Source organism: Ensifer sp. ENS02 (assembly GCF_014851885.1).
Lineage (GTDB): Bacteria > Pseudomonadota > Alphaproteobacteria > Rhizobiales > Rhizobiaceae > Ensifer > Ensifer adhaerens.
The window spans coordinates 303,328-325,840 of sequence record NZ_JACVAO010000010.1; the positions used below are offsets into that span (position 1 = coordinate 303,328).

21 protein-coding genes are annotated in these 22,513 nt (G+C 63.7%); 14 read left to right on the plus strand and 7 right to left on the minus strand.

Annotation, left to right across the window (positions count from 1 at the left end):
* Window positions 1-80 precede the first annotated feature (80 nt).
* Entirely contained in the window at window positions 81-824 is a 744-nt protein-coding gene (locus IB262_RS22880; RefSeq protein ID WP_112974760.1) for an SDR family oxidoreductase, read from the plus strand.
* Between the two features lie 25 nt (window positions 825-849).
* Here IB262_RS22880 and IB262_RS22885 read toward each other — a convergent pair whose 3' ends face one another.
* The 3 genes from IB262_RS22885 to IB262_RS22895 all read right to left on the minus strand — a co-directional run bounded on the left by IB262_RS22885 (window position 850) and on the right by IB262_RS22895 (window position 4,878).
* Window positions 850-1,659 (minus strand): PhnD/SsuA/transferrin family substrate-binding protein, encoded by an 810-nt coding sequence (locus IB262_RS22885; protein ID WP_060518324.1) that lies wholly within the window; start codon window positions 1,657-1,659, stop codon window positions 850-852.
* A 127-nt stretch (window positions 1,660-1,786) separates the two neighbouring features.
* The gene (locus tag IB262_RS22890) at window positions 1,787-4,066 is read right to left on the minus strand and encodes a methyl-accepting chemotaxis protein (RefSeq protein ID WP_192493806.1); all 2,280 of its coding nucleotides are present in this window, start codon (window positions 4,064-4,066) and stop codon (window positions 1,787-1,789) included.
* Window positions 4,067-4,230: 164 nt separating this feature from the next.
* Complete coding sequence (locus tag IB262_RS22895) at window positions 4,231-4,878, minus strand: TetR/AcrR family transcriptional regulator (protein WP_112985875.1); 648 nt, start codon at window positions 4,876-4,878, stop codon at window positions 4,231-4,233.
* 133 nt (window positions 4,879-5,011) lie between these two features.
* Here IB262_RS22895 and ligD point away from each other — a divergent pair, with 133 nt between their 5' ends.
* The 6 genes from ligD (at window position 5,012) to IB262_RS22925 (ending at window position 11,276) form a co-directional block, all read left to right on the plus strand.
* The gene (gene ligD, locus IB262_RS22900; protein WP_192493807.1) at window positions 5,012-7,483 is read left to right on the plus strand and encodes a DNA ligase D; all 2,472 of its coding nucleotides are present in this window, start codon (window positions 5,012-5,014) and stop codon (window positions 7,481-7,483) included.
* Window positions 7,484-7,509: 26 nt separating this feature from the next.
* Window positions 7,510-8,394, plus strand: coding sequence for a Ku protein (locus tag IB262_RS22905; RefSeq protein WP_034799645.1), 885 nt, complete (start codon window positions 7,510-7,512; stop codon window positions 8,392-8,394).
* Complete coding sequence (locus tag IB262_RS22910) at window positions 8,394-9,476, plus strand: tetratricopeptide repeat protein (protein WP_112772181.1); 1,083 nt, start codon at window positions 8,394-8,396, stop codon at window positions 9,474-9,476. Before IB262_RS22905 ends, IB262_RS22910 begins: the two co-directional genes overlap by 1 nt.
* Before the next feature lies 1 nt (window position 9,477).
* Window positions 9,478-10,119, plus strand: coding sequence for an alpha/beta family hydrolase (locus IB262_RS22915; protein ID WP_034799647.1), 642 nt, complete (start codon window positions 9,478-9,480; stop codon window positions 10,117-10,119).
* A gap of 13 nt (window positions 10,120-10,132) precedes the next feature.
* Window positions 10,133-10,906 (plus strand): exodeoxyribonuclease III, encoded by a 774-nt coding sequence (xth, locus tag IB262_RS22920; protein ID WP_192493808.1) that lies wholly within the window; start codon window positions 10,133-10,135, stop codon window positions 10,904-10,906.
* Window positions 10,907-11,069: 163 nt separating this feature from the next.
* Window positions 11,070-11,276 carry a molybdopterin-binding protein gene (locus IB262_RS22925; RefSeq protein ID WP_034799649.1) on the plus strand — a complete coding sequence of 69 codons (207 nt, stop codon included), beginning with the start codon at window positions 11,070-11,072 and terminating at the stop codon, window positions 11,274-11,276.
* A 58-nt stretch (window positions 11,277-11,334) separates the two neighbouring features.
* On the opposite strand, the gene tsaA is transcribed toward IB262_RS22925, so the two are convergent.
* Genes tsaA through IB262_RS22945 form a run of 4 tightly spaced genes read right to left on the minus strand, consistent with a single transcriptional unit; the run spans window position 11,335 to window position 14,720 of the window.
* Window positions 11,335-11,856: a tRNA (N6-threonylcarbamoyladenosine(37)-N6)-methyltransferase TrmO gene (gene tsaA, locus IB262_RS22930; protein WP_113136222.1), complete on the minus strand. Its 522-nt coding sequence runs from the start codon at window positions 11,854-11,856 to the stop codon at window positions 11,335-11,337.
* Window positions 11,831-12,655 (minus strand): ABC transporter ATP-binding protein, encoded by an 825-nt coding sequence (locus IB262_RS22935; RefSeq protein WP_192493809.1) that lies wholly within the window; start codon window positions 12,653-12,655, stop codon window positions 11,831-11,833. Before IB262_RS22935 ends, tsaA begins: the two co-directional genes overlap by 26 nt.
* Complete coding sequence (locus IB262_RS22940; protein WP_246802688.1) at window positions 12,652-13,659, minus strand: iron ABC transporter permease; 1,008 nt, start codon at window positions 13,657-13,659, stop codon at window positions 12,652-12,654. Before IB262_RS22940 ends, IB262_RS22935 begins: the two co-directional genes overlap by 4 nt.
* Window positions 13,660-13,682: 23 nt before the next feature.
* On the minus strand, window positions 13,683-14,720 hold the full coding sequence (locus tag IB262_RS22945; protein ID WP_192493811.1) for an iron ABC transporter substrate-binding protein: 1,038 nt from the start codon (window positions 14,718-14,720) through the stop codon (window positions 13,683-13,685).
* 225 nt (window positions 14,721-14,945) lie between these two features.
* Between IB262_RS22945 and IB262_RS22950 the strand changes: the two genes are divergently transcribed.
* From IB262_RS22950 to IB262_RS22980, 7 genes are all read left to right on the plus strand, one after another.
* Window positions 14,946-16,715, plus strand: coding sequence for a cytochrome c biogenesis protein DipZ (locus IB262_RS22950; protein WP_192493812.1), 1,770 nt, complete (start codon window positions 14,946-14,948; stop codon window positions 16,713-16,715).
* 9 nt (window positions 16,716-16,724) lie between these two features.
* Window positions 16,725-17,465 (plus strand): peptide-methionine (S)-S-oxide reductase MsrA, encoded by a 741-nt coding sequence (gene msrA / locus IB262_RS22955; RefSeq protein WP_246802689.1) that lies wholly within the window; start codon window positions 16,725-16,727, stop codon window positions 17,463-17,465.
* A gap of 181 nt (window positions 17,466-17,646) precedes the next feature.
* A complete protein-coding gene (locus tag IB262_RS22960; protein WP_060530346.1) occupies window positions 17,647-17,841 on the plus strand; it encodes a hypothetical protein in 195 nt (64 codons plus the stop codon).
* 63 nt (window positions 17,842-17,904) lie between these two features.
* On the plus strand, window positions 17,905-19,230 hold the full coding sequence (locus IB262_RS22965; protein WP_246802690.1) for an acetamidase/formamidase family protein: 1,326 nt from the start codon (window positions 17,905-17,907) through the stop codon (window positions 19,228-19,230).
* A 328-nt stretch (window positions 19,231-19,558) separates the two neighbouring features.
* Window positions 19,559-20,356 (plus strand): SDR family oxidoreductase, encoded by a 798-nt coding sequence (locus IB262_RS22970; RefSeq protein WP_192493814.1) that lies wholly within the window; start codon window positions 19,559-19,561, stop codon window positions 20,354-20,356.
* A gap of 82 nt (window positions 20,357-20,438) precedes the next feature.
* A complete protein-coding gene (locus IB262_RS22975) occupies window positions 20,439-21,782 on the plus strand; it encodes an epoxide hydrolase family protein (protein ID WP_246802691.1) in 1,344 nt (447 codons plus the stop codon).
* A 53-nt stretch (window positions 21,783-21,835) separates the two neighbouring features.
* Window positions 21,836-22,474: a VOC family protein gene (locus tag IB262_RS22980; protein ID WP_192493815.1), complete on the plus strand. Its 639-nt coding sequence runs from the start codon at window positions 21,836-21,838 to the stop codon at window positions 22,472-22,474.
* Window positions 22,475-22,513: the final 39 nt, after the last annotated feature.

The window sequence follows — 22,513 nt, forward strand, 5'->3', positions numbered from 1 at the left end:
TAAAATCAGGACTTCAAGCCGTAGAACGTCCGCAGTCCGCGCAGTACTCCGTTTCCATCGCAACCACGAAGGATACCGCTATGAAGACCGTACTGATCACTGGCTGCTCTTCCGGCTACGGGCTGGAGACTGCGCGCCGCTTTCATGCCGAAGGCTGGGGCGTGATTGCCACGATGCGCTCGCCCCGACACGATATTCTGCCGAATTCGAAGCGGCTTCGTTTGCTGGCACTCGATGTCACCGATCCCGACAGCGTCTCAGCCGCCATCGCGGAAAGCGGTCCGATCGATGCGCTCGTCAACAATGCGGGCATCGGCGTGGTGGGTGCCTTCGAGGCAACGCCGATGTCCCATATCCGCAAGGTCTTCGACACCAATACCTTCGGCGTGATGGCGATGACCCAGGCGGTGATCCCGCAGTTCCGTGCTCGCCGGTCCGGCGTCGTCGTCAACGTCACCTCCAGCGTGACGCTTGCTTCCATGCCGCTGGCTGCCGCCTATACCGCCAGCAAGACGGCGATCACTGGCTTCACCGGTTCGCTTGCCCACGAGCTTGCCGCCTTCGATATCCGTGTCAAGCTGGTCGAGCCAGGTTACGCGCCAACCACGCGCTTTGCTCACAACACGACGATGCGGGTCGAGGACCTGATCCCCGAGGCCTATGCCGAATTCGCAGCGCCGATCTTCGCCCAATTTGCAGCACCGTCTCTGGTGACGACCGAGGCCGACGTCGCGGAGGCCGTCTGGCAAGCGGCGAACGATTTGTCCGGCCAGCTCCATTTCCCGGCCGGCGACGATGCGGTGGCGCTGGCACAGGCAGGCTGACGTACCTGAACTCAACTGCGCGTCTTCAGGCGATCTCGGGGTAGCCGAGACGATGCGCGAACCGCGCCAGTTCCGCCACAGGCTCGTAATCGGCATCCGACAGAACCGCGAAGTCTTTTAGGGAAAGCACAGCGCGGGCCTCAGCCAAATGGGGCTCCGTGATCGCCCGTCCGAGTGAACTGCGCAGCAGCAAAAGCTCGTCGTCCGAGGCGTCGCCGCGGGTGACGAGAGGCAGGCCCGGCGTGCTGGCGGTGGCGGTCAAGACCCGCAGACCGGCCACGCGTTCCGGATCAAAACGTTGCGTGTTGCCATAGGTCACGCAGTCGATGGCGGCCACGTCGGCAGTGCCCGATGCAACCGCATCTATGCTTGCCAAATGGCTGCCGGTTTCGGCAACAGAGGAGAAGAACCGGCCATTGCGGCTGCGGGGCGCGATCGCGGCGCGCAACAGGTTGGTTCCGGAATTGCTGATCGGATCGTTGATGGCAGCCCGTGTCCCCCGGAGATCTTCGAGGGAACGGACCGGTGCGTTTGCTCGCACGATGACGAAGCTGCACATGTCGGGCCCGTCGCAGCCCGGGTGCCCGTAGACCGGCGTAGCGACAAGGCGAACCTTGCCGCGCAAATGCCGCACGTAGGGATAGCCGCAGGTTTGCGCGAGCAGCAGCGCCGGATGAAGCCAGGCATCGGCATGATGGAGGACGGCGTCCAATCGGTCGGGCACATCCGTCAGGCCCTCGCGCCGCAGGTCGTCGCGCAGGAACGCCCAGAGCGTTGCCGTTGCGGCCGCGAGCGGCTGAGGGCTGACATACATCGCAAGGCTGGCTATCCGCATGGTTTCCCCGCGCTCCATGAGCACTCCCGCCATGGCGTAAAATGCGTTCGGCGAAGCGTCAAGGCCGTGGTCGCGGCGCCAAAGCGGTGGCAGCCATGCGTCTGGATGGCGGCGCCGATGTGCGGTGCTAGGCCGTGCGGCGAAGGCCAGCCCGCTCCACCGCGGCCGTTTCAGATCGACGTCCGCTGGATGTCGTGCGGAAGCGCTCGACCAGATCGAACAGGCCGGATGCCTGGCCTGAGAGCCTGTGGGTCATGGCGGTGCTGTCCTCGACCATCGCATTGTTCTGCTGGGTCACGGCGTCCAGCGACAGCATGGTCTGGTTGATGTGCTGCAGGTCGGTTGCCTGGTTGCGCGCGTCGCCCGCGATCTGCAGCGTCTGCTCGTTGATCGCGTGGATCTGACCGGAGATTTCGTCGAGCGCGTCGCCAGCGGCCCTGACGAGAGAAACGCCCTTCGCCACTTCCTCGGCCGACGCGGTGATGATCGCCTTGATCTCCCGGGCGGCCTGCGCCGACTTCTGCGCGAGTTCCCGCACCTCATGGGCAACGACCGCAAAGCCCTTACCCGCTTCGCCGGCACGCGCCGCCTCGACCCCGGCGTTCAGCGCCAGGAGGTTGGTCTGGAAGGCGATATCGTTGATCGTGCCGATGATCTGAGAGATGGCGACCGATCCCTTCTCGATCTGGGCCATGGCGCAGACGGCGTTCATCACCACCTGACCCGAACGATCGGAACTCGCCTTGGCAGCGGCGGCGATCGTGGTTGCGGATGTGGCGTGTTCTGCGGTGCGGCCGATGGTGGCGGTGATTGCGCCGAGCGCCGCGGTCGCTTCCTCCAGCGTCGCCGCCTGATGTTCGGTGCGCTTGGCGAGTTGGCCGATGGCGTCGCGCATCTCGCCGGTCTCGCCGTCGATCTCGGCGCTTCTCGCCTTCACGTCACCGAGCGTGACCGCCAGGCTCTCCAGCGACAGGTTGAAGTCCGAGCGCAGGCGATCGAAGCCGGCGCCGAAGGGGCGGTCGATGCGGGCCGTCAGATCGCCGTGGGACAAACGTTCGAGCCCCGAGGCCAGCATTTCGACGGCCTCGTTGATCTGGCGCGATACCTCGGCCTGGGTCGTCTCGCGGCCGTGCCGTTCCTCCTCGATCATGGTTTGCGTCTCCGCTGCCTCGGTTTCGAGGCGGGCACGGTCGCGAAGAGCGTCGCGGAAAACAAGGACGGAGCGGGCCATGTCACCGATCTCGTCCTTGCGGGTACCGCCAACACCGCTGATCGTCGTGTCGCCATCGGCGAGCCTGCTCATGTCGCGGACGAGACCGGTAATCGGGTGCGTCAGTCGGCGCGAGTACCAGATGGAGATCGCCAGCGCAGCCGCGAGGACGGCAAGCGCGGTCGCGAGCGTCCAGTTGCGCAAGGCGGTAACCGCGGAAAAGGCCTCCTGCGAGGTCATGACCGCAGCAATGGTCCAGCGCGTGCCGAAAGCATCAAGGTTGGTGGCCGCCATCTGGGCTTCCTCGCCGCGGAAATCCGCAAGCCTGCTGCTGACGATGCCGTCTTCCGCCGGCTGCTCAACCACGATCCGGGCGTTCAGCATATCGTTGCCGGGTGTGGCGGCGCTGTCGGCGAGGAAGAACCCGTTACTGTCGAGCAAAATCGTTTCGCCGGTTTCGCCAAGGCCCGTGCGGTTGCCGACGATTTCGCCGATGCGCCCATCCGGCATTTCGAGGATCAGCGTGCCGATCTTGCCGTCGATCGATTCCAGGGGGGTGGCGACGAACGCAGCGGGGCTGCCGCCAAGCGGCGAATAGGCCTCGTAGGACGCAAAGGCGAGCTTGCTCTTGTCCGTTCCCTCGGCCGTTTCCCGGAAGACGCGGCCAAGCCCGGTGTCCTTCCAGGCCGCGTCCTTGAGGTTGACGCCAAAATCCCGCTTCTTGTTGAGGGCGTATACGACATCGCCGCTGAGATTGGCGAGCAGCACGTCGCGATAGCCGTGGGCTTCCGCGAAGCGCCGGAAGAACGGGTGATAGCGCGCATGCAGCGCGTCGTAGTCGTCGACGCCGGCGGAGCTGTAGAGGGCGCGCTTGTCTTCGGCGTTGGGGTTTTCCGCCAGATAGCGGCGCTGCAATTCGCTTTCGGTCTTTTCCCCGAACTTGGCGGCTGCGCCATTGAGGTCGGTTAGCGCCTTGGCGACGGACTTCTGTGCTTGCAGATTGCGCAGGTCGTTTTCCACGGTGGTGAGGTAATGGCGTAGCTCGTTGCGGCGGGCATCGGCGAGCGCCTCCAGCTTTTCGATTGCCGCGCGTGACGAGAGATTGCCGCTGACGGTCAGGCTGGCAAGACTGGTGGCAGCAATGGAAAAAGCGGCCAGAGCCGCCGCAGCGAGAGGAAGCTTCGCGGACAAACGCATAACAATCACCGGACGTGCAAGGGGAGGAGGCCATGCCGAAGGCTGGTCGCGACGCCTCATGCGTCCGGCGGAAGGGCTTCCGCGCGGAGAGTTATACTGTCTCACGTTACAGCTTGATGACAGCTGGATGACATCGCCAAAGTTTGCCGTGAAGAGCGACGGCTCTATCTCGGCAAGGCGCCTGTCAGGAAAATGTCGGCGCAGCTTTCTGCTCGCGCCGTGATCGTCGCCTCGTCGATGGTGCCAAGGCAACCCATCATGACGGCGCGTTGCGGCTCCATCGCCATCATGCCGCGCAGCATGCCTGCGGTCAGACGCGGGTCTGCCACCGCGAGCCGGCCGTGGGCCACCTGCGTCCTCAGCCATCGCTCCAAGGTGGCACTTGTCCGCTGGATCGCCTGTTCCCAGAAGGTGGCAGCAACTTCGGGAAAGCGTTCTGCCTCGGCGAGCACCAGGCGGATGATCGCGATCGTGTCGTGCGAGAGCACGAGATGTCCGTAGGCGGCAAGCAGGTGCACCAGGCCACCCCTTACGCCCAGATCTTCCAGGTTCTCTTCATCGGCTTCCAGTACGAACTCGGCGATCCTGAGGGAGATGACGCGCTCGAAGAGATCGGCCTTGGTGGGAAACAGCCGATAGAGCGTCTTGGTGGAAACGCCGGCATTCTGAGCTATGACGTTGATGTTCGCCGCCTCGTAGCCGAAGTCGCAGAATTGCCGTTCGGCGGCGAGGACGATCACCTGGCGCGTCTCGTCGTCCGGTCGGACCTGGGGACGGCCGCGGGAGCGTGGCGTCTTCTGCTTTTCGATCATGGCGGCTTTCCAAATTCATCGAATTTTTAGGTGAGCCGAGTTGAGAAAGCAATTGTTTTCCGAAATTTCTGTGCCGCCTGTCCTGGCCGTGGCGGATATTGCGACCTTTGCGAACACGTTCTAGCTTTGCTGCATGGCGACGTCGAAACTCACGACCTATCGTGCGAAGCGGGACTTTTCCCGGACGCCGGAGCCTGCCGGAAGAAGTGGCGCGGAGGGCAATCGTTTCGTCGTGCACAAGCACCATGCCACTGCCGATCACTATGATCTCAGATTACAGGTCGGCGACGTGCTGAAAAGCTGGGCGGTCCCCAGGGGGCCGTCGCTCAACCCCGCCGACAAACGGCTGGCTGTCGAGACTGAGGATCATCCGCTCGACTACGTCGACTTCGAGGGCGTCATCCCGGAAGGCGAATATGGCGGTGGGCCGATGATCGTCTGGGATACCGGCGTCTGGGCACCGATGGACGATATCGAAAAGAGCCTGAGAACCGGCGCGTTCAAGTTCCGTCTAGCCGGCGAAAAGCTCAATGGCGGCTGGATGCTGACGCGGCTGAAGCCGAAACCGGGAGACGACGACACGCGCAACTGGCTGCTGTTCAAAGAGCATGATCCAGCCGCCGATCCTGATGTCGACATTCTGACGGCACGCCCGGAGAGCGTGAAAAGCGGGCGGCGCATCGAAGAATTGGTCGAGCCGCCAAAGAAGCCGGCTAAAGCGGCGAAGCCGGCCGTCCTCAAGCCCGGCTCGTTGCCGGGCGCTGTGAAAGGTCCGAAGCCGCAGCGGATCGAGCCGCAGCTCGCCAGCCCGACCCCGAAACCGCCCGGGGCCTCACCGGGAGAACAGACCTGGCTGCACGAAATCAAGTTCGATGGCTACCGCACGATGGCGGATCTCTCGGATGGTTCCGTACGGCTAATCACGCGCAGCGGGCTCGACTGGACGAAACGCTACGGCGATCTGCCAGACGCATTCCGCAAGTTGCCTTGTCGGGAAGCGATGATCGATGGCGAGATCGTCGCTCTCGACGACAAGGGCATTAGCCGCTTCTCGCTGTTGCAGGAGGCTCTTTCATCCGGGACCGATGGCAAGCTCGTCTTCTATGCCTTCGACATCCTCCATCTCGACGGCTGGAATCTCGCCGAAGTTCCATTGGAAAAGCGCAAGGGTCTGCTGGCGCAGCTGCTTGAAGGGCAGATATCGAGCCGTTCCGCCATTCAGTTCAGCGACCATGTGGAAGGTGACGGGCGCGGGCTCTACGATCAGGTCGCCGAGCTGGGGCTGGAAGGGATCGTATCAAAGCGTGCCTCCGCACCCTACCGCAGCGGACGCACCCAGACCTGGACCAAGACCAAAGCGCTCAAAAGCGAAGACTTCGTGATCGCAGGCTACACCGTCTCCGAGGCGGCCGAGGGGCTGGCGGCACTGGCGCTCGGGGAGTGGGTGGACGGCGAGCTGCACTACCGCGGCAAGGTCGGCACCGGCTTCGATGCGGCGACAGCCAAGCAATTACTCGCCCGGCTGCAAGCCTTGCGCGGGGGTGAGACCGCGCTGGACGGTGCGCCCAAGGAAATCCTCTGGGTGCGGCCGGTGCTATCCGCCCGCATCCACTACTCCAACCGCACGACCGACAATGTCTTGCGGCATGCGGTGTTCAAGGGGCTTCGCGATGTCGAGCTTTCGGCCCCGGCGACGGCGCCGCGCAAGCGGCTGATCACGGACGCCGACCTGGCGACGATCCAGGTGACCAACGCCGACCGCCGGGTGTTCGGAAGATCCGGACCGACCAAACTCGACATTGCCGTCTACTATGCGCTCGTCGGCGATTTCATGCTGCCGCATATCCTCGGACGACCGGTGTCGCTTTTCCGCTGCCCGACGGGGAAGCAGGCCGATTGCTTTTTCCAGCGCCATCCCTTCACCGGCATGCCGCCCTCCATCGTCAGCTTCAACGCGACCAATTCCGAGGGCGAGAGCAAGTCCTTCCTCTCGATCGAGGGCACGAAGGGTTATCTGGCGCTCGCCCAGTTCGGCGTGATCGAGCTTCATAGCTGGGGTTCGCGGCGCACGCGCTTGGAGAAGCCCGATCGCGTCGTCTTCGATCTTGATCCCGGCGAGGGGATCTCGTGGCGCGACGTGGTCGAGGCAGCGGTCCATATTCGCGGCGAGCTGGAAGCAATCGGCCTCGTTCCTTTCGTCAAAACGTCTGGCGGCAGCGGCATCCACGTCGTGGTGCCGGTCAAGCCGAAGCTGGACTGGAAGAAGGCACACCAGGCAACGAGCGCGATAGCGACGCGGCTGGCGGCGACTGCACCCCAGACCTTCACCACGACCATGGGCAAGGAAAACCGCAAAAAGCGCATCTTCATCGACTTCCATCGCAATGCGCGCAGCCATACGGCGGCCGCTCCCTATTCGCTGCGGGCACGCACCAATCTGCCGGCTTCGGCCCCGCTTCAGTGGGCGGATCTGGAGACTATCGACGCTCCGGAGGATTTGAACTATTCTTCGCTGCCTGGACTTCTGGATACTTTCGGCGATCCCTGGGCGGATATCGACGACTTTGCCAAGGATCTGCCGCTTCTGTCCGAAACGAGGACGTAATGCGTTTGGCCGCGTAGGAGACATCAATGGCGCCCAGGGCAAGTTGGAAAGGTTATCTCAAACTCAGTCTCGTCAGTTGCCCCGTCAGGCTCTATCCGGCGACCAGTTCGAGCGAGCGCATCAGCTTCAACCAGCTGCACAAGGACACCCACAACCGGATCAACATGAAGCCGGTCGATCCGGAACTCGGGCTCGTCGAGCGCTCGGATCTGGTCAAGGGCTACGAATACGAAGACAAGAAGTACATCATCATCGAGGACAGCGATCTCGACAGCGTCAGGATCGAATCCAATCACACGATGAACATCGAGGCCTTCGTCGATGAAGGCTCCGTCGACGTGATCTACCAGGACGCGCCCTATTATCTCGCGCCCGACGGCGCGATGGCCGAGGAAACCTTCGTCGTCCTGCGCGAAGCGCTGAAAAAGAGCGGCAAGGTGGCGATCGCGCGCCTGGTGCTTTCGAGCCGTGAACGCGTCGTGACCATCGGCGCGCGCGAAACCGGAATGTTCGTCTGTACGCTGAGAAACCCGAGCGAAGTGCGCGGAACCGCTGAATATTTCGGCAATGTACCCGTTGGTCATCCGGACCCTGAAATGCTGCAGCTTGCCGAAGCCTTGATCCAGCAGAAGATGACGGTCTTCGACCCGAAGAACTATGAGGATCGTTATGAGATCGCGCTGATGAAGATGATCCGCGAGAAGCTCAAAGGTCATAAGCCGATCATTGCGGCAGCCCCTGAGCGCGGCAATGTCATCAACCTTATGGATGCGCTGAAGGCGAGCCTGTCGCAGTCGAAGCCGCCTGCAAAGAGCAAGCCCAAGGCCGAGCCGGCAGCCAAGCAAACCACCAAGGCGGCAGCGCCAGCCAAGCGGACGGCGGCAAAGCCGGCCGCGAAGAAGAAAGCCTGATGGCTGTTGCAGGCCAGACATTCGGTATCGTCGGGGCGTTGTCGGCCTTCCCGCGCCGGCTTGTGGCGCGCGAGGTCGAGCGCCAGCACGGCCACGTGCGTCGCGGCGTGACGCGCCAGACGACCTATCTGGTGTTCGGCCGCAGCCTGCTTGCCAAATCGAGCGAGGCGGAGATCGAAGCCCGCTTCGATGCCGAACATTCGTCCGGGCGGTGGCTTATCAGCGAGAACGGCTTTCTTCGCCTTTTGGGGTTGATGTCGGTGCCGGCTGCGTCCGCGCTTAGTCGCCAGTCGCTGATCGATCAGGCGAGGCTCTCGCCGCGCATCTTCGACTTGCTCTCCCTGTTCGACGCTTTCGAGCATGACAGCGAGCCCTACTCGTTCCGCGACCTCATTCTCGCCAGGAAATATGCCGAGCTGATTGCCAGCGGCGCGAGTTGGACTGCGATCGCCCGGTCCGTTCATCGCTCCGGACCGGTCGCCTCGTTGACGGCGCTTTCGCTGCACCACGGTGGCACCGATGCGATCTATGCCCGCAGCGCCGAGGGCCTGAGCGAGCTGAATGGGCAATTGCTCTTCGATCTCGACACACCCGACGATGCCGCCCTGGAAGATCTCTTCGATCTGGCCGAGGAGGCGGAAGCCAATGGCGACTACCTGGAGGCTGCGGCCTTCTATCAACGCTATCTTGCCATGGACCGGACGGATTCGGTCGCGGCCTTCAACCGCGCCAATTGCCTGAAGGCAGCCGGACGGGAGCTAGATGCGGCCCATGATTACGCCCGCGCCATCAAGCTCGATCCATCCTTCGTCGAGGCCTGGTTCAACCTCGCGGGGCTGATGAACGAACGGGGGCGGATCGACGCCGCGCGCAGGCATCTCGGGAAGGCGATCGAGATTGACGGCGACTATGCCGACGCCGTCTTCAACCTGGCGAAACTCGAATTCGATGCCGGCGATCTCGCGGAGGCGAAGCGTTGGTGGACCCGCTATCTCGAACTCGATAGCGATAGCGAATGGGCGCGAACGGCGGAGCGCGGCGTGCAATATGTCGACCTGCAGAGCCGCCCGAGAACAGGCTGATATGGGCGACAAATTTCTCTTCGACGGACCCGACGATGCCGCGGTCACCATCCTTCTTGCCCATGGCGCCGGCGCGCCGATGGATTCGGCTTCGATGACCGCGACCGCAGGGGCGCTTGCGACGGCAGGCTTTCGCGTTGCACGCTTCGAGTTCGGCTATATGGCGGCAAGGCGCACCGTTGAGGGGCGCAAGCCGCCGCCTCGCGCCGACACGCTCAATCCGGAATATCTCGCCGCCATCGAGGATCTGGACGTCAAAGGCCCACTTATCATCGGCGGCAAGTCGATGGGGGGACGCGTCGCGAGCATGATCGCCGATCCGCTGCATGCGGCCGGCAGGATCACCGGGCTGCTCTGCCTCGGTTATCCCTTCCATCCGCCAGCCAAGCCCGAGCAACTGCGCACCAAGCACCTGGCCGGCCTCAAGACGCCGACGCTGATCTGCCAGGGAACCCGCGACGAATTCGGCACGCGCGAGGAAGTGCAGAACTACGTGCTTTCCGATGCGATCGAAGTCCTGTGGCTCGAGGACGGAGACCATGATCTCAAACCGCGCAAGAGCATTTCCGGCTTTTCGACCGCCGATCATTTGAGGACCTTGGCCGATGCGGTGGCAGCCTGGGCTGCCCGGCTGACACGCTGATCCGATCGCCGGAATGAAGATCGCCACCTTCAACATCAACGGCATCAACAGGCGGCTCGACAACCTGATCGCCTGGCTGGGCGAGGCGGAGCCGGACATCGTCTGTCTGCAAGAGTTGAAGGCGCTCGATCGCCAGTTCCCGCGCTCGGCGATCGAAGCGGCCGGCTACGGCGCCGTGCGGCAGGGACAATCCGCGTGGAACGGTGTGGCGATCCTCGCCCGAGACAGCGAGCCGGTGCTGACCCGTGTCGGGCTCGACGGCGACCCGTCGGATGCCGAGGCGCGCTATATCGAGGCTGCCGTCAGCGGCATCCTGGTCGCCTGTCTCTACGCGCCCAACGGCAACCCACAGCCAGGCCCCAAGTTCGTCTACAAGCTTGCCTGGCACGAGCGTCTGGCCAAACATGCCGCCGAACTCTTCGCCCTCGATCTGCCTGTCGTGCTTGCCGGCGACTACAACATAGTTCCGGAGCCGCGCGACATCTACCCGACAACCTCCTATGACGACAATGCGCTGGTCCAGCCCGAAAGCCGCGCCGCATTCGGCGAACTTCTCGACCAGGGCTGGCTCGATGCGCTGCGCAAGATCCACCCGAAGGACCAGCTTTTCACCTTCTGGGACTATCGCCGGAACCGTTGGCAGCGCGACGCGGGCCTTCGGCTCGATCATATGCTGCTCAGCCGCAAGCTTTCCCGCAAGCTTACCGGTGCCGGCATCGACCGGGAGGTTCGTGGCATGGAGGGTGCGAGCGATCATGCGCCGGTGTGGGTCACGCTCCGCGATTGACCTGACAATGCTGCGGGGAGACTGCACGTCCATGCGCGACGGTGATACTGTTTCGCCTCGAGCGCCGCTATTCGCAGCCGCGATCCGGGGTAAACCCCGTCTGGCCTAGCGGCTGAATGCGGTGACCGCGACATTCAGCCTGGTCAACACGAAGGAGAACCGCATGAAAATCAGCGCGCGCAACCGCCTCAAGGGCAAGATTGTCGAAGTCATCAAGGGCGCAACCACCGCCCATGTCCGGATCGACGTCGGCGGCTCGATCGTGACTGCAGCGATCACCAACGAGTCGGTGGACGAACTTGGCCTGAAGGTCGGCGGCGAAGCCTACGCGGTCATCAAGGCCTCGGATGTCATGGTCGGTATCGACTGATACGCTTGCGGCAAGGGCGCGCGGATCGACCGTCGCGCCCTGCCAAATCGCGACCGGATCACGCCTTCTGGCAGTAATGCGCGTTGCCGTCGCCGGTCTCGAAGTCGCCGCGTTGCGGCGGCGCAATCGGCTTGAACAGCGTCCGGTCGGGCTTGAGATCGATGAGTGGCGTACCGTCGAGGCAATCAAGGCCGCGCACGAGAAGGCTCGAGCCTTCCACGGCTTCGAGCTTGACGATCGAGGTGCCGATCGGGTTCGGCCGAACCGGCGAGCGCAGTGAAAATGTTCCGTGCACTTCGCCGTTGCTGGCTGGGCTTTGCAACACCAGATCGCGCCGCGAACGGTCGAGCCAGTAGAGGATTTCCAGCCGCTCGAACGCCTCCACGCCTTTCAGCGCCAGGACCCAGGGTTCGAAGATTTCGATACGGCAGACCGGGCCGTCATGCCGACCCTGGCGAGGGGTTTCCATGCGCGAGGTCCAGGGCGTGGAAATGCGGCCGATAAAGACGAGACCGGCGTCGGTTGCCGCGGGCGGTGCCACGGTCACCTCGTTCTCACGGATTTCGTTCTGGCGGACCATGGTCAGTTCCTTTCCTTATAGAGGGGGTGGTGAGGCGCGGCGCACAGAGACGGGCGTCGCTGCCGTCGATCGAGCCGATCACCACATCGATGTCGTAGAGTTGTTTGAGAGAGGCGGGCGTCAACACGTCCTTGGGTAAGCCGAGCGCGATGAGTTTCGAGGCGTGGAGAAGGGCGACGCGGTCCGCGACCAGGAAGGCGTGATCCGGATTGTGCGTCGAAAGCACGACCGAAAGCCCGCGTGCCGCCAGCGCTCGGACATGCGAAAGCACCCGCATCTGGTTGCCATAGTCGAGATTGGCGGTCGGCTCGTCCATGACGAGGATGGCGGGTTCCTGCGTCAGTGCGCGGGCAATCAGCGCCATCTGGCGTTCGCCACCGCTGATCTCGGTATAGGGGCGCATGGCAAGGTGGGCCACGCCGAGGCCGCCAAGCGCTTCCATGGCAATCCGACGGTCGCGGGCGCCAGGCGATGAGAACGGCGCGAGGCGAGCGGCTCGCCCCATCAACACCACCTCCAGCACTGTAAACGGGAAAAGTGCCGCATGCGCCTGCGGAACATAGGCGATCTGCCTGGCGCGTTCGCGCCGCGACCAGGCGGAAAGCGGTCGACCGTCCAGGAGAATATCGCCGGCCTTGACCGGCAGGAGACCGAGGATGGTCTTGAACAGCGTCGTCTTGCCGGCGCCGTTGGGGCCAAGCAGGGCCAGAACCTCGCCGGACTCAAGCGACAGGGAGGCATTCTCGCCTACCGTGCGTCCGCCATAGCCGAAGGCGAGATCCCTGATGTCCAGCGTCATTGCCAGGCCCTCCGGCCGGACGCGAGCAGCCAAAGGAAGAAGGGCGCGCCAACGGCAGCGGTCAGGATGCCGAGCGGCACTTCGATGAGCGCGATGCTGCGCGCCAGCATGTCGACAACAAGCAGATAGGCAGCACCAGATATCATCGCGGCCGGCAGCAGGCGGCGGAAGTCCGGGCCGACCAGCATGCGCGCGATGTGCGGGATCACGAGGCCGATCCAGCCGATGACGCCACTGACGGAGACGGCCGCCGCCGTGATCAGCGTTGCCGCCGCGATCAGCAATGCGCGGGTAAGACGCGTGTCGACGCCCAAGGTCTGGGCTTCCTCGTCGCTGAGCGTCATCAGGTTCATGCGCCAGCGAAAAAGCACCAGCGGCACCAGCCCGATCAAAAGCGACGGCAGGATCGAAACGACGTCGAGACGCGTGATCGCAGTGAGGCTGCCGAGCAGCCAATAGGTGATCGCCGGCAACTGGTCATAGGGATCGGCGAGGATCTTGATCAGCGATATGCCGGCACCGACGAGGGCGCCGATGGCGATCCCTGCCAGAACGAGCGTCAGGGCCGGATCGCGTCCGCGGATTGCCATGCCGACGGCATAGACTGCGGCGACGGCGAGCAGCCCGCCTGCGAAGCTGATCGCCTGGATTGCCAGGACCGGCAGCGACAGAAAGATGCCGATGACGGCGCCGAGACTGGCACCGCCGGAAACGCCAAGGATATCCGGCGAGACGAGGGGATTGCGGAAAAGCCCCTGATAGGTGGCGCCGGCTGCGGCAAGTGCTGCGCCGATCAGGATCGCACCCCCCACCCGAGGCAGCCGCACGTTCCAAAGCACGGTCGAAAGAACGGGGTCGCTCGGCTGTCCCGATAGGGCCGCGTGCAGCGCCCCGGCGATCTCCGACGGGCCGGCATATTTGCCGACCGACATCGACACCAGGGCGAGCAGGAGGAGGGGGCCGACGAGGAGCCAGAGATTGCCCTTGCGCCCGTCGGCCAGCATGCCCGATGTTTCCTGCCTCCGGTTCATTTCGAAGCCGGCACCGCCCCCTTCAGGAGCGTGGCCACTTGTTCGTCCGTCAGGTCGACCTGGTAGAACAGCTGGTAGAAATCGCGGGTCTCAGCCTTCAGGTCCCCCTTGAAGCGGTCGGGATAAAACAGGTTCTGCAGCCAGACGACGCCGATCACTCGGTTGATCGCAGGCGGCGAGTCGAACCAGCCGTAAGGCAGGGACGGCGCGGTTAAGACTCGACCGGTCGTGATTGCCTTCACGTCGGCCCAGAGCGGGTCCTTCTTTGCCGAGGCTGCGAACTTTCCGCTTGCTGCGATGACGACGTCCGGGTTCCAGGAGAGAATCTGTTCGAGCGACACCTGGGTCAGGCTGCCCTTGCCGGCTGCCGCCGCGACGTTTTCGGCGCCGACGGCTTCCAGGATCTCGACATTGATCGAGCCGGAAAGCCCCGTTTCTAGCCCTTCCGGGCCGCGGCCATAATAGACGCGCGGCCTTTGATCGGCCGGTATCATGGCGAGACTGTCGTTCAGATCCTTGATCCGCTGGTCGGCATAGGTTGCGAGCGTTTCGGCGCGTTCGGCCACGCCAAGCAGCGCGCCGACGTCGCGCAGCGTCTTGCCGCTATCGGCGAAGCGTCCATCGATCAGCACGTAGGGAATGCCGGTCTGCGCCTGCACCTTATCGGCCAGCGAGCGGTAGGTGTCGTTGACGGTTCCAACGTCGAGAATAATGTCCGGCTTGGCGGCAAGCACCGCCTCGACATTGGCGCTACCGCCCTTGCCCGTGAGTTGGCCATAGGTCGGCAGGTCGCGGACCGACGGTAGCAGATATGCTTTTTGCTCCTCCGTCGGCTCGCGCACCCAGCCGGCGAGCTTGTCCGGTGCCAGAACATAGGTGAGCACCGAGGCCGGCGGGCCGGCAGCAAGCACGCGGGTGATGGTATCGGGAACCTCAACCGTCCGCCCGGCGGCATCGGTGATCGTACGCGCCTCGGCTGCGCCTGAGGCAAGGCCGAGCACGGCTGAGAAGATTATCGCAAGAGATTTCAACATGAAGGCCACGATAGCGAGAGGGATCGGTCAGGCCGCACTATGGCATGTCGTTATATTTCATGGAATATATTGATTGCGCGATTTGCGACGATCGGGAGCCACCCTGATGCACTGAGATACAATTCCGCTCCTGTCGGAAACATCCGCGATACGTCGCGATGGTCCTCTGCCGCACGTGACAAGCGATCTGTGCCTCGGGCATTGATCCCATGCGGAGAGACGGTGATGATCCTCTTTGTTGTAGCCTATCTTGCCGGCGTGCTGACGATCGTCAGCCCGTGCATCCTGCCGGTGCTGCCATTCGTGTTTGCCCGCGCCGGCCAACCCTTTTCCACCAGCATTCTTCCGATGCTGCTCGCCAAGATCGTGACCTTTGCGGGTATCGCCTCGCTTGCAGCCCTAGGCGGCAACTGGGCGGTGCAGGCGAACGCCTATGGCCGCTACGCAGCGATCGCGATGCTCGCAGTCTTCGGCGTGACGCTGCTCTCGACGCGGGCTGCCGCCTTTGTGACCGGTCCGCTCGTGGAACTCGGCAACCGATTGTCGAGAAAGGCTGCGACCGGGGAGAAGGGCAGCATCGGCGGCTCGATCCTCCTTGGCGTTGCGACCGGATTGCTCTGGGCGCCCTGCGCCGGACCGGTGCTCGGTCTGGTGCTGACCGGGGCGGCGCTGAACGGCGCGAATGCGCAGACCACGCTGCTGCTTGTGGCCTATGCGGCCGGTGCTGCGACCTCGCTGGCGCTCGCCGTCCTGGCCGGTGCCAGAGTATTCGCGGCGATGAAGCGCTTCCTCGGCCTTGGCGACCGCATCCGCCAGGGTCTCGGCGTTGCGGTGCTCGCCGGTGTTGGCGCGATCGCGCTGGGCCTCGACACCGGTCTTTTGGCGCAGCTTTCCTATGCCAGCACGTCGGGCGTCGAACAGTCGATCCTCGATCGCCTGCGCAGCGGTGCTTCGCCCGTGGACGTCGCAAGCACCCGCATGACCCTTGCCGCAAAGGATACGCGACAGGCGGCCTATCGCAGCGATCTTCCGGTGGAAGGGCAATTTCCGTCGCTCGACGGCGCGGTTCAGTGGCTGAATTCGAAGCCGCTGACGCCGGCCGAGCTTCGCGGCAAGGTCGTTCTCGTCGACTTCTGGACCTATTCCTGCATCAACTGCATCCGCACCATCCCTTACGTTCGGGCCTGGGCGGAGAAGTACCGCGACCAAGGTTTGGTCGTCATTGGCGTGCACGCCCCCGAATTCGCCTTCGAAAAGCAGATCGGCAACGTCGAGAAGGCGGTGCGCGACTTCAAGATCACCTATCCGGTGGCGATCGACAACAACTTCGCCATCTGGCGCGCCTTCTCCAACAGCTACTGGCCGGCCCACTACTTCATCGATGCCGAGGGGCAGATCCGCTACACCCATTTCGGCGAGGGCGACTATGAAGGATCCGAGCGGGTGATCCAGGACCTGCTGGCGGAAGCCGCCGGCAAGAAGAATGCCGAAGGCGATCTGGTCAAGCCGGAGGCAAAGGGTGCCGAGGCCTCGCCGGACCTGGCACGCCTCGGATCCGGCGAGACCTATGTCGGTTATGCGCGAGCCGCAAACTTCGTCTCGCCCGAGGGCGTCTCGGCCAATACGTCCGCGCGGTACACGGTCGGCAAACCGGGGCTCAATGAATGGGGGCTGACCGGCAACTGGACGGTCGGCGCCGAAGAGGCGCGCCTCAACGAGGCCGGCGGCGGCATCACCTACCGGTTCCGCGCGCGGGACCTGCACCTGGTGCTCGGCACTGGCGCCGGCGGCAGGCCGGTTCCGTTTCAGATAACCATCGATGGGGTGGCGCCGGGCGCGGACCATGGCGCGGATATCGATGCGGCCGGCAAAGGTACCGTTACGGCGACCCGCCTTTATCAACTCGTCCGCCAGTCCGGAGCAGCCCGGGAGCGGACCTTCGAGATCCGCTTTCTCGCACCCGGCGCAGAAGCCTTCGTTTTCACCTTTGGATGAGAGTTTGCCATGAGCGACAATGAAAAACGGCGCAGGCGCACCTGGTCCGCCTTCACGCGACGCCTTCTCGTCGCCGCGACCATGGTCGGTGGCGGATTGACCTTCGTTTTCAACGGGCCGCCGTCGGCGGCACAGGAGACCAGGCCTGTGCCGAAGGCGCTCCACGATATCGCGCCGACGGCCGGCCGCCAGACGGCGGTCTTTGCCGGCGGTTGCTTCTGGGGCGTGCAGGCGGTGTTCCAGCACGTGGCTGGCGTCGCGAGCGTCACGTCAGGATACGCGGGCGGCATCGCCGCGACGGCGACCTACGAAGAGACGGAGACCGGCGCCACAGGGCATGCCGAAGCGGTGGAGATCACGTTCGACCCGAAGCAGGTGAGCTACGGCAAGCTGCTCGAGATCTACTTCTCCGTCGCTCATGATCCGACGCAGCTTGGTGGGCAGGGACCCGATAGCGGACCGCAATATCGATCGGCGATTTTTCCGCGCGATGAAAAGCAGGCGAAGGTTGCCACCGACTATATCGCGCAACTGGATGCGAGCGGCGTTTTCAGCCGCCCGATTGCGACGACCATCGAGGACGGGAAGACCTTTTACCCGGCCGAGGCGTATCACCAGGATTACGTCTACAACAATCCCGGCCAGCCCTATGTGGTCATCTACGAGAAACCGAAGATCGGCGCGCTGCATCGTCTGTTTCCGGGCCTCTATCGGCAGAAGCCGGTGCTTGTGGCGGACAGCGCTTCTTAGCTGATGAGGCGCCGTGAGGCGTCCCAGAGGACCGAGCCAGATCCGCCATTTACAAAGGATACAGTTTCGCGGCCTGCTGCACACATCCGCGATACGCCCAAGAGACACTCTGGCCGCGAGCACGTTTCGAGCCTTCGGCGACGAAACGCCGCTGCTGACATCAATAACGGAAGGAGCCATCATGCGTATCTTCGCGACAGTTTTCGCCATCGCCGCGCTCGCGGCGGCACCATGCGCCTGGGATAGCGACCCGAGAGAACCCTCGCTTCTTGCCGCACTCGTCTCCGGTTCCGGATCTGCAACGGTTGCTGAGAAGGGAGCAGGATTGCTGCAAGAGGCGCCGCACGAGGAGTTTGCCGATCCGTTCTTCGACTGACGATAGTACCGCCGAGACGGGCGGCCCGAACCTTTGATGCCAATCAACCTGGAGGAAAGTGACATGCTGGAGAAAACGAGAGAGCGCCAGACGACCGGGGCTCGGACAGTATTTGTCAACGAGTTGACCAACGGGATACTCGACCCCGCCGAGCCGATGCTGGGGCCTGTCGCCGATGGCGGTGTCATCATCGCGAACACGGCGCCGGGATGTTGGGGGCCGATGATCACGCCGGAGATCCGCGGCGGACATGAGGTGACGCGCCCTGTGGCGGTCGCGGGCGCTGAAATCGGCGACGCCGTTGCCATTCGGATCCGATCGCTGATCGTCACGTCCGCGGCGACGGCCTCGGGCAACGACGAGGTGGTGGCTGGTCGCTTCAACGGTGATCCCTTCTGCGCGGCCGTTTGCCCGGGCTGCGGCACGGAATGGCCGCGCACGCGCGTGGAGGGCATCGGCCAGACTGCGATCCGCTGCGAGAAGTGCGGCGCGGACGCGACGCCCTTCATCTTCACCAACGGCTACACGATCGCCTTCGACGATGAGCGCCAGGTGGGGCTGACCGTCGGCAAAGCGACTGCCGAGACCTTTGCCACGGATGCGGAACGGCTGCTGGCCCTGCCGGACGGCTCGATCCAGCATCCGATCCTGACCTTCGCGCCAGCGGACCTCATCGGTGTTGCCACAAGGCTTCGGCCATTCCTCGGCCAATTGGGCACGACGCCGTCGAAGGCGATGCCGGACTCGCACAATGCCGGCGATTTCGGCCAGTTTTTGACCGACGCACCACATGCTTACTCCCTGACCGCGGACGAACTCGTCCAGCATAAGACTGACGGCCACATGGACGTGAATACCGTGCGGGAAGGCGCGATCCTGATCTGCCCGGTCAAGGTGCCGGGTGGTGGCATCTATATGGGGGACATGCATGCCCTGCAGGGCGACGGCGAAATTGCCGGCCATACCTGCGACGTCGCCGGCACGGTGACGCTGGAGGTCCATGTCATCAAGGGGCTCAAGATCGACGGGCCGATCCTTCTGCCGGTTCTGGATGATGTACCGTTCCTTGCACGTCCGCTCGACGAGGCGGAACGCACGCGGGTGGCGGCACTTGCCCGCAAGCACGGTGTCCGAGAGGTCGAAGCTGACGCCCCGGTCACCTTCATCGGCACGGGCGCGAACCTCAACGATGCGACCACGAACGGGCTGGAGCGGGCGGCAGACCTGCTCGGTCTCAGCGTTCCCGAAGTGATGAACCGGGCAACGATCGCAGGTGCAATCGAGATCGGCCGCCATCCGGGCGTGGCGCGGGTAACGTTTCGTGCCCCGCTCAGCCTGCTCGACGCAAAGGGCATCGGCGTGTTCGCGCGCAGTCTCTACAATCTCTGAGCCTCCTGTATTTTCAAGGAGTTGCTTGCAGACGATAGCGGGGCCGACGTCATGTCGGCCCCGTTTCGCTTTCTGACGCTAAGGCGCAGTGGCAGAAACCCCAGGGCATTTCGTATCGGTTTGCCGCCGTCCGCGGCCGTTCAAACATTGCGATACACAGACGCCGCTTCCGAACACATCGCGGATACACAGCACACGCATGGTCACGGCGAAATTTGGTTCGCGTCCGCCCAGGCGGGTTATGTCCTGAAAAGACGGAATTACGACATTTGAGACGCGATCTTTCGGCCGTACCATCGAGGCTCCAACCCAAGCAAAGGAGCTTGAAATGAGCAACTCAAAAGGCACTGCACTGATCACCGGTGCTTCGTCCGGTATCGGCGCGATCTATGCTGACCGCCTGGCACATCGCGGATATGATCTCATTCTCGTCGCGCGCAACCGCGTACGCCTCGACGATCTAGCCCGCCGGCTGGCGGACGAAACCGGCCGCGCCATCGAAGTCGTCGCCGCGGACCTCGGCAACAGGGATGATGTCAGGCGGGTCGAGAAGATCCTCGAAAGCGATGCGAGCATCACGATGCTGATCAACAATGCCGGGGTCGGCGCGACGGCGCCGCTGCTTGCCTCCGATGTCGACAAGATGGACGAGATGATCACGCTCAACGTCAGCGCGCTGACGCGGCTGACCTATGCGGTGGCACCCGGATTTGCGGCGCGCAGCACTGGCACGATCATCAACATCGCCTCAATCGTCGGCGTGGCGCCGGAAGTTCTGAACGGCGTCTATGGCGGCACCAAGGCCTTCGTCCTGGCCTTCACCCTGTCGTTGCAAAAGGAACTTGCCGAGAAGAATATCCGCATCCAGGCCGTGTTGCCGGGTGCGACCGCCACCGATTTCTGGGGCATTGCCGGCACCCCCATCGAACACGTGCCGAGCGAGATCGTCATGCGCGCCGAGGACATGGTGGACGCGGCACTTGCCGGCCTCGACCAGGGCGAAGTGATCACTATCCCAGCGCTGCCGGATGCCGCTGACTGGGCAGCCTATGAGGCCGCACGGCAGAAGCTGATGCCGAACCTTTCCAGGAAAACGCCGGCCGCTCGCTACCGTATCGGGAGCTAGCGCCCGTTCACCTTCGGGCAACCTCCCAACCCGGACTTTCGAGGCGGTTCCTCGCCTCGCCAATCGAACCAGGAGAATGATGATGTTCAGACGTTCCATGCCCATTGTCCAAAACCGCCGACTGGCCGCCTTGGCATTGTCGGGCGCGATCGCGATCCTGCTTCCTCCGCTCGCCGCTCAAGCGGCGGGCGTCTCCGCCGGCGGCGACGTCCCAATCACGTCGGCTGCCAAACCGGCCACGGACGAATCCATCCGCCCTTTCCAATTCCACGCCAGTGATGCCGCACTTGCCGACCTCAAGCAGCGCATCGCGGCGACCAAGTGGCCGGATCGCGAACTGGTGGCGGACGGCACCCAGGGCGTGCGGCTTGCCACCATGCAGAAGCTCGCCGACTATTGGGCAACAAACTACGATTGGCGCCGCGTGGAGAAGACACTCAACGACCTGCCGCAGTTCGTGACCAACATCGACGGCGTCGACATCCACTTCATTCACGTGCGCTCCAAGCATAAGAACGCGATGCCACTCATCGTCACCCACGGCTGGCCGGGCTCGATCATCGAGCAGTTGAAGATCATCGATCCCCTGACCAATCCAACCGAGCATGGAGGCACGGAAGCCGATGCTTTCGACGTGGTCATCCCCTCGCTTCCCGGCTACGGCTTCTCCGGTAAGCCGACAGAGCGCGGCTGGGACCCTGTCCGGATCGCGCGCGCCTGGGCAGTGCTGATGCAGCGTCTCGGCTATTCCCATTACGTCGCGCAGGGTGGCGACTGGGGCGACGCCGTTACCGAGCAGATGGCGCTGCAGCAGCCGGCGGGCTTGCTCGGGATCCACACCAACATGCCGGCGACCGTGCCTGACGAGATCCAGAAGAGCCTCGATGCCGGCCAGCCGGCACCAGCGAACATTTCGGCCGACGAGCGCCGCGCCTATGAGCAGCTCGACTTCTTCTACCGGAACGGGCTGTCCTATGCGCAGGAGATGAGCAAACGTCCGCAAACGCTTTATGCGATTGAGGATTCGCCGATCGGGCTTGCGAGCTGGATGCTCGACCACGATGCCCGCAGCTACGAGTTGATCGCCCGCGTCTTCGATGGCAAGCCGGAAGGGCTGACGCGCGATGACGTGCTCGACAATGTCACGCTCTACTGGCTGACCAATACCGCCGTGTCGTCGGCACGGCTCTATTGGGAAAACAAGCTTGCCTTCTTCCAGCCGAAGGGCGTGCAGATCCCGGTGGCCGTCAGCGCCTTCCCGGACGAGCTTTATCAGGCACCAAAATCCTGGGCGGAGAAGGCATTCCCCAAGCTCATCCATTATAATCGTCTCGCCAAGGGCGGGCATTTTGCAGCCTGGGAACAGCCGCAAGCCCTAGTCGACGAGTTGAGGGCTTCATTCAAGTCACTGCGTCAACCGAGCTGACAGGAAGAGGCGTGCGAAAGCGCGCCCCACCGTCGCAACAAAGGAGAAGTGTCATGACAGGTGCAGATAGCAACAACAGAGGACCATCGGTCGACCTGAAGTTCGAGGTCGCCGTCATTCCGGTCGCGGATGTCGATCGCGCCAAAAATTTCTACGGTCGCCTCGGTTGGCGGCTCGATGCCGACTTTCCCGTCGGCGATGCGTTTCGCGTTGTGCAGTTCACTCCCCCGGGCTCGCCGGCATCGATCCACTTCGGCACCGGGCTGACCTCGGCTACGCCCGGTTCGGCGAGCGGCCTCTATCTGGTCGTTTCGGATATCGAAGCCGCGCGTGCGGAACTCGTCGAACGGGGCGCCGAGGTCAGCGACATCTTCCACCGCGATGGCCCCGGAAAGCCAGCGATCAGCGGACGCGATCCCGCGCGCCGCAGCTACCGCTCCTATGCCACCTTCAGCGACCCCGACGGCAACGGCTGGCTGCTGCAAGAGGTGACCGAACGTCTGCCCGGGCGTGTGGATACCGAGGTGACGGACTTTGCTTCCGTCGGTGACCTTGCGGCGGCCCTGCGTCGCGCTGCTGCCGCCCATGGCGACCACGAAAAGCGCAACGGTGGTGAGCACGACCATAACTGGCCGGATTGGTATGCGGCCTACATGGTGGCCGAACATGCGGGCAAGCCGCTTCCCGAATGAGCGCCGGCCATGACCGTCGCGTTTCCTCCATGGCGTAAA

Coding starts and splice junctions, on each gene's coding strand:
- IB262_RS22880 (WP_112974760.1), top strand. CDS start 81: ATGAAGACCGTACTGATCACTGGCTGCTCTTCCGGCTACGGGCTGGAG.
- IB262_RS22885 (WP_060518324.1), bottom strand. CDS start 1,659: ATGCGGATAGCCAGCCTTGCGATGTATGTCAGCCCTCAGCCGCTCGCG.
- IB262_RS22890 (WP_192493806.1), bottom strand. CDS start 4,066: ATGCGTTTGTCCGCGAAGCTTCCTCTCGCTGCGGCGGCTCTGGCCGCT.
- IB262_RS22895 (WP_112985875.1), bottom strand. CDS start 4,878: ATGATCGAAAAGCAGAAGACGCCACGCTCCCGCGGCCGTCCCCAGGTC.
- ligD (WP_192493807.1), top strand. CDS start 5,012: ATGGCGACGTCGAAACTCACGACCTATCGTGCGAAGCGGGACTTTTCC.
- IB262_RS22905 (WP_034799645.1), top strand. CDS start 7,510: ATGGCGCCCAGGGCAAGTTGGAAAGGTTATCTCAAACTCAGTCTCGTC.
- IB262_RS22910 (WP_112772181.1), top strand. CDS start 8,394: ATGGCTGTTGCAGGCCAGACATTCGGTATCGTCGGGGCGTTGTCGGCC.
- IB262_RS22915 (WP_034799647.1), top strand. CDS start 9,478: ATGGGCGACAAATTTCTCTTCGACGGACCCGACGATGCCGCGGTCACC.
- xth (WP_192493808.1), top strand. CDS start 10,133: ATGAAGATCGCCACCTTCAACATCAACGGCATCAACAGGCGGCTCGAC.
- IB262_RS22925 (WP_034799649.1), top strand. CDS start 11,070: ATGAAAATCAGCGCGCGCAACCGCCTCAAGGGCAAGATTGTCGAAGTC.
- tsaA (WP_113136222.1), bottom strand. CDS start 11,856: ATGGTCCGCCAGAACGAAATCCGTGAGAACGAGGTGACCGTGGCACCG.
- IB262_RS22935 (WP_192493809.1), bottom strand. CDS start 12,655: ATGACGCTGGACATCAGGGATCTCGCCTTCGGCTATGGCGGACGCACG.
- IB262_RS22940 (WP_246802688.1), bottom strand. CDS start 13,659: ATGCTGGCCGACGGGCGCAAGGGCAATCTCTGGCTCCTCGTCGGCCCC.
- IB262_RS22945 (WP_192493811.1), bottom strand. CDS start 14,720: ATGTTGAAATCTCTTGCGATAATCTTCTCAGCCGTGCTCGGCCTTGCC.
- IB262_RS22950 (WP_192493812.1), top strand. CDS start 14,946: ATGATCCTCTTTGTTGTAGCCTATCTTGCCGGCGTGCTGACGATCGTC.
- msrA (WP_246802689.1), top strand. CDS start 16,725: ATGAGCGACAATGAAAAACGGCGCAGGCGCACCTGGTCCGCCTTCACG.
- IB262_RS22960 (WP_060530346.1), top strand. CDS start 17,647: ATGCGTATCTTCGCGACAGTTTTCGCCATCGCCGCGCTCGCGGCGGCA.
- IB262_RS22965 (WP_246802690.1), top strand. CDS start 17,905: ATGCTGGAGAAAACGAGAGAGCGCCAGACGACCGGGGCTCGGACAGTA.
- IB262_RS22970 (WP_192493814.1), top strand. CDS start 19,559: ATGAGCAACTCAAAAGGCACTGCACTGATCACCGGTGCTTCGTCCGGT.
- IB262_RS22975 (WP_246802691.1), top strand. CDS start 20,439: ATGTTCAGACGTTCCATGCCCATTGTCCAAAACCGCCGACTGGCCGCC.
- IB262_RS22980 (WP_192493815.1), top strand. CDS start 21,836: ATGACAGGTGCAGATAGCAACAACAGAGGACCATCGGTCGACCTGAAG.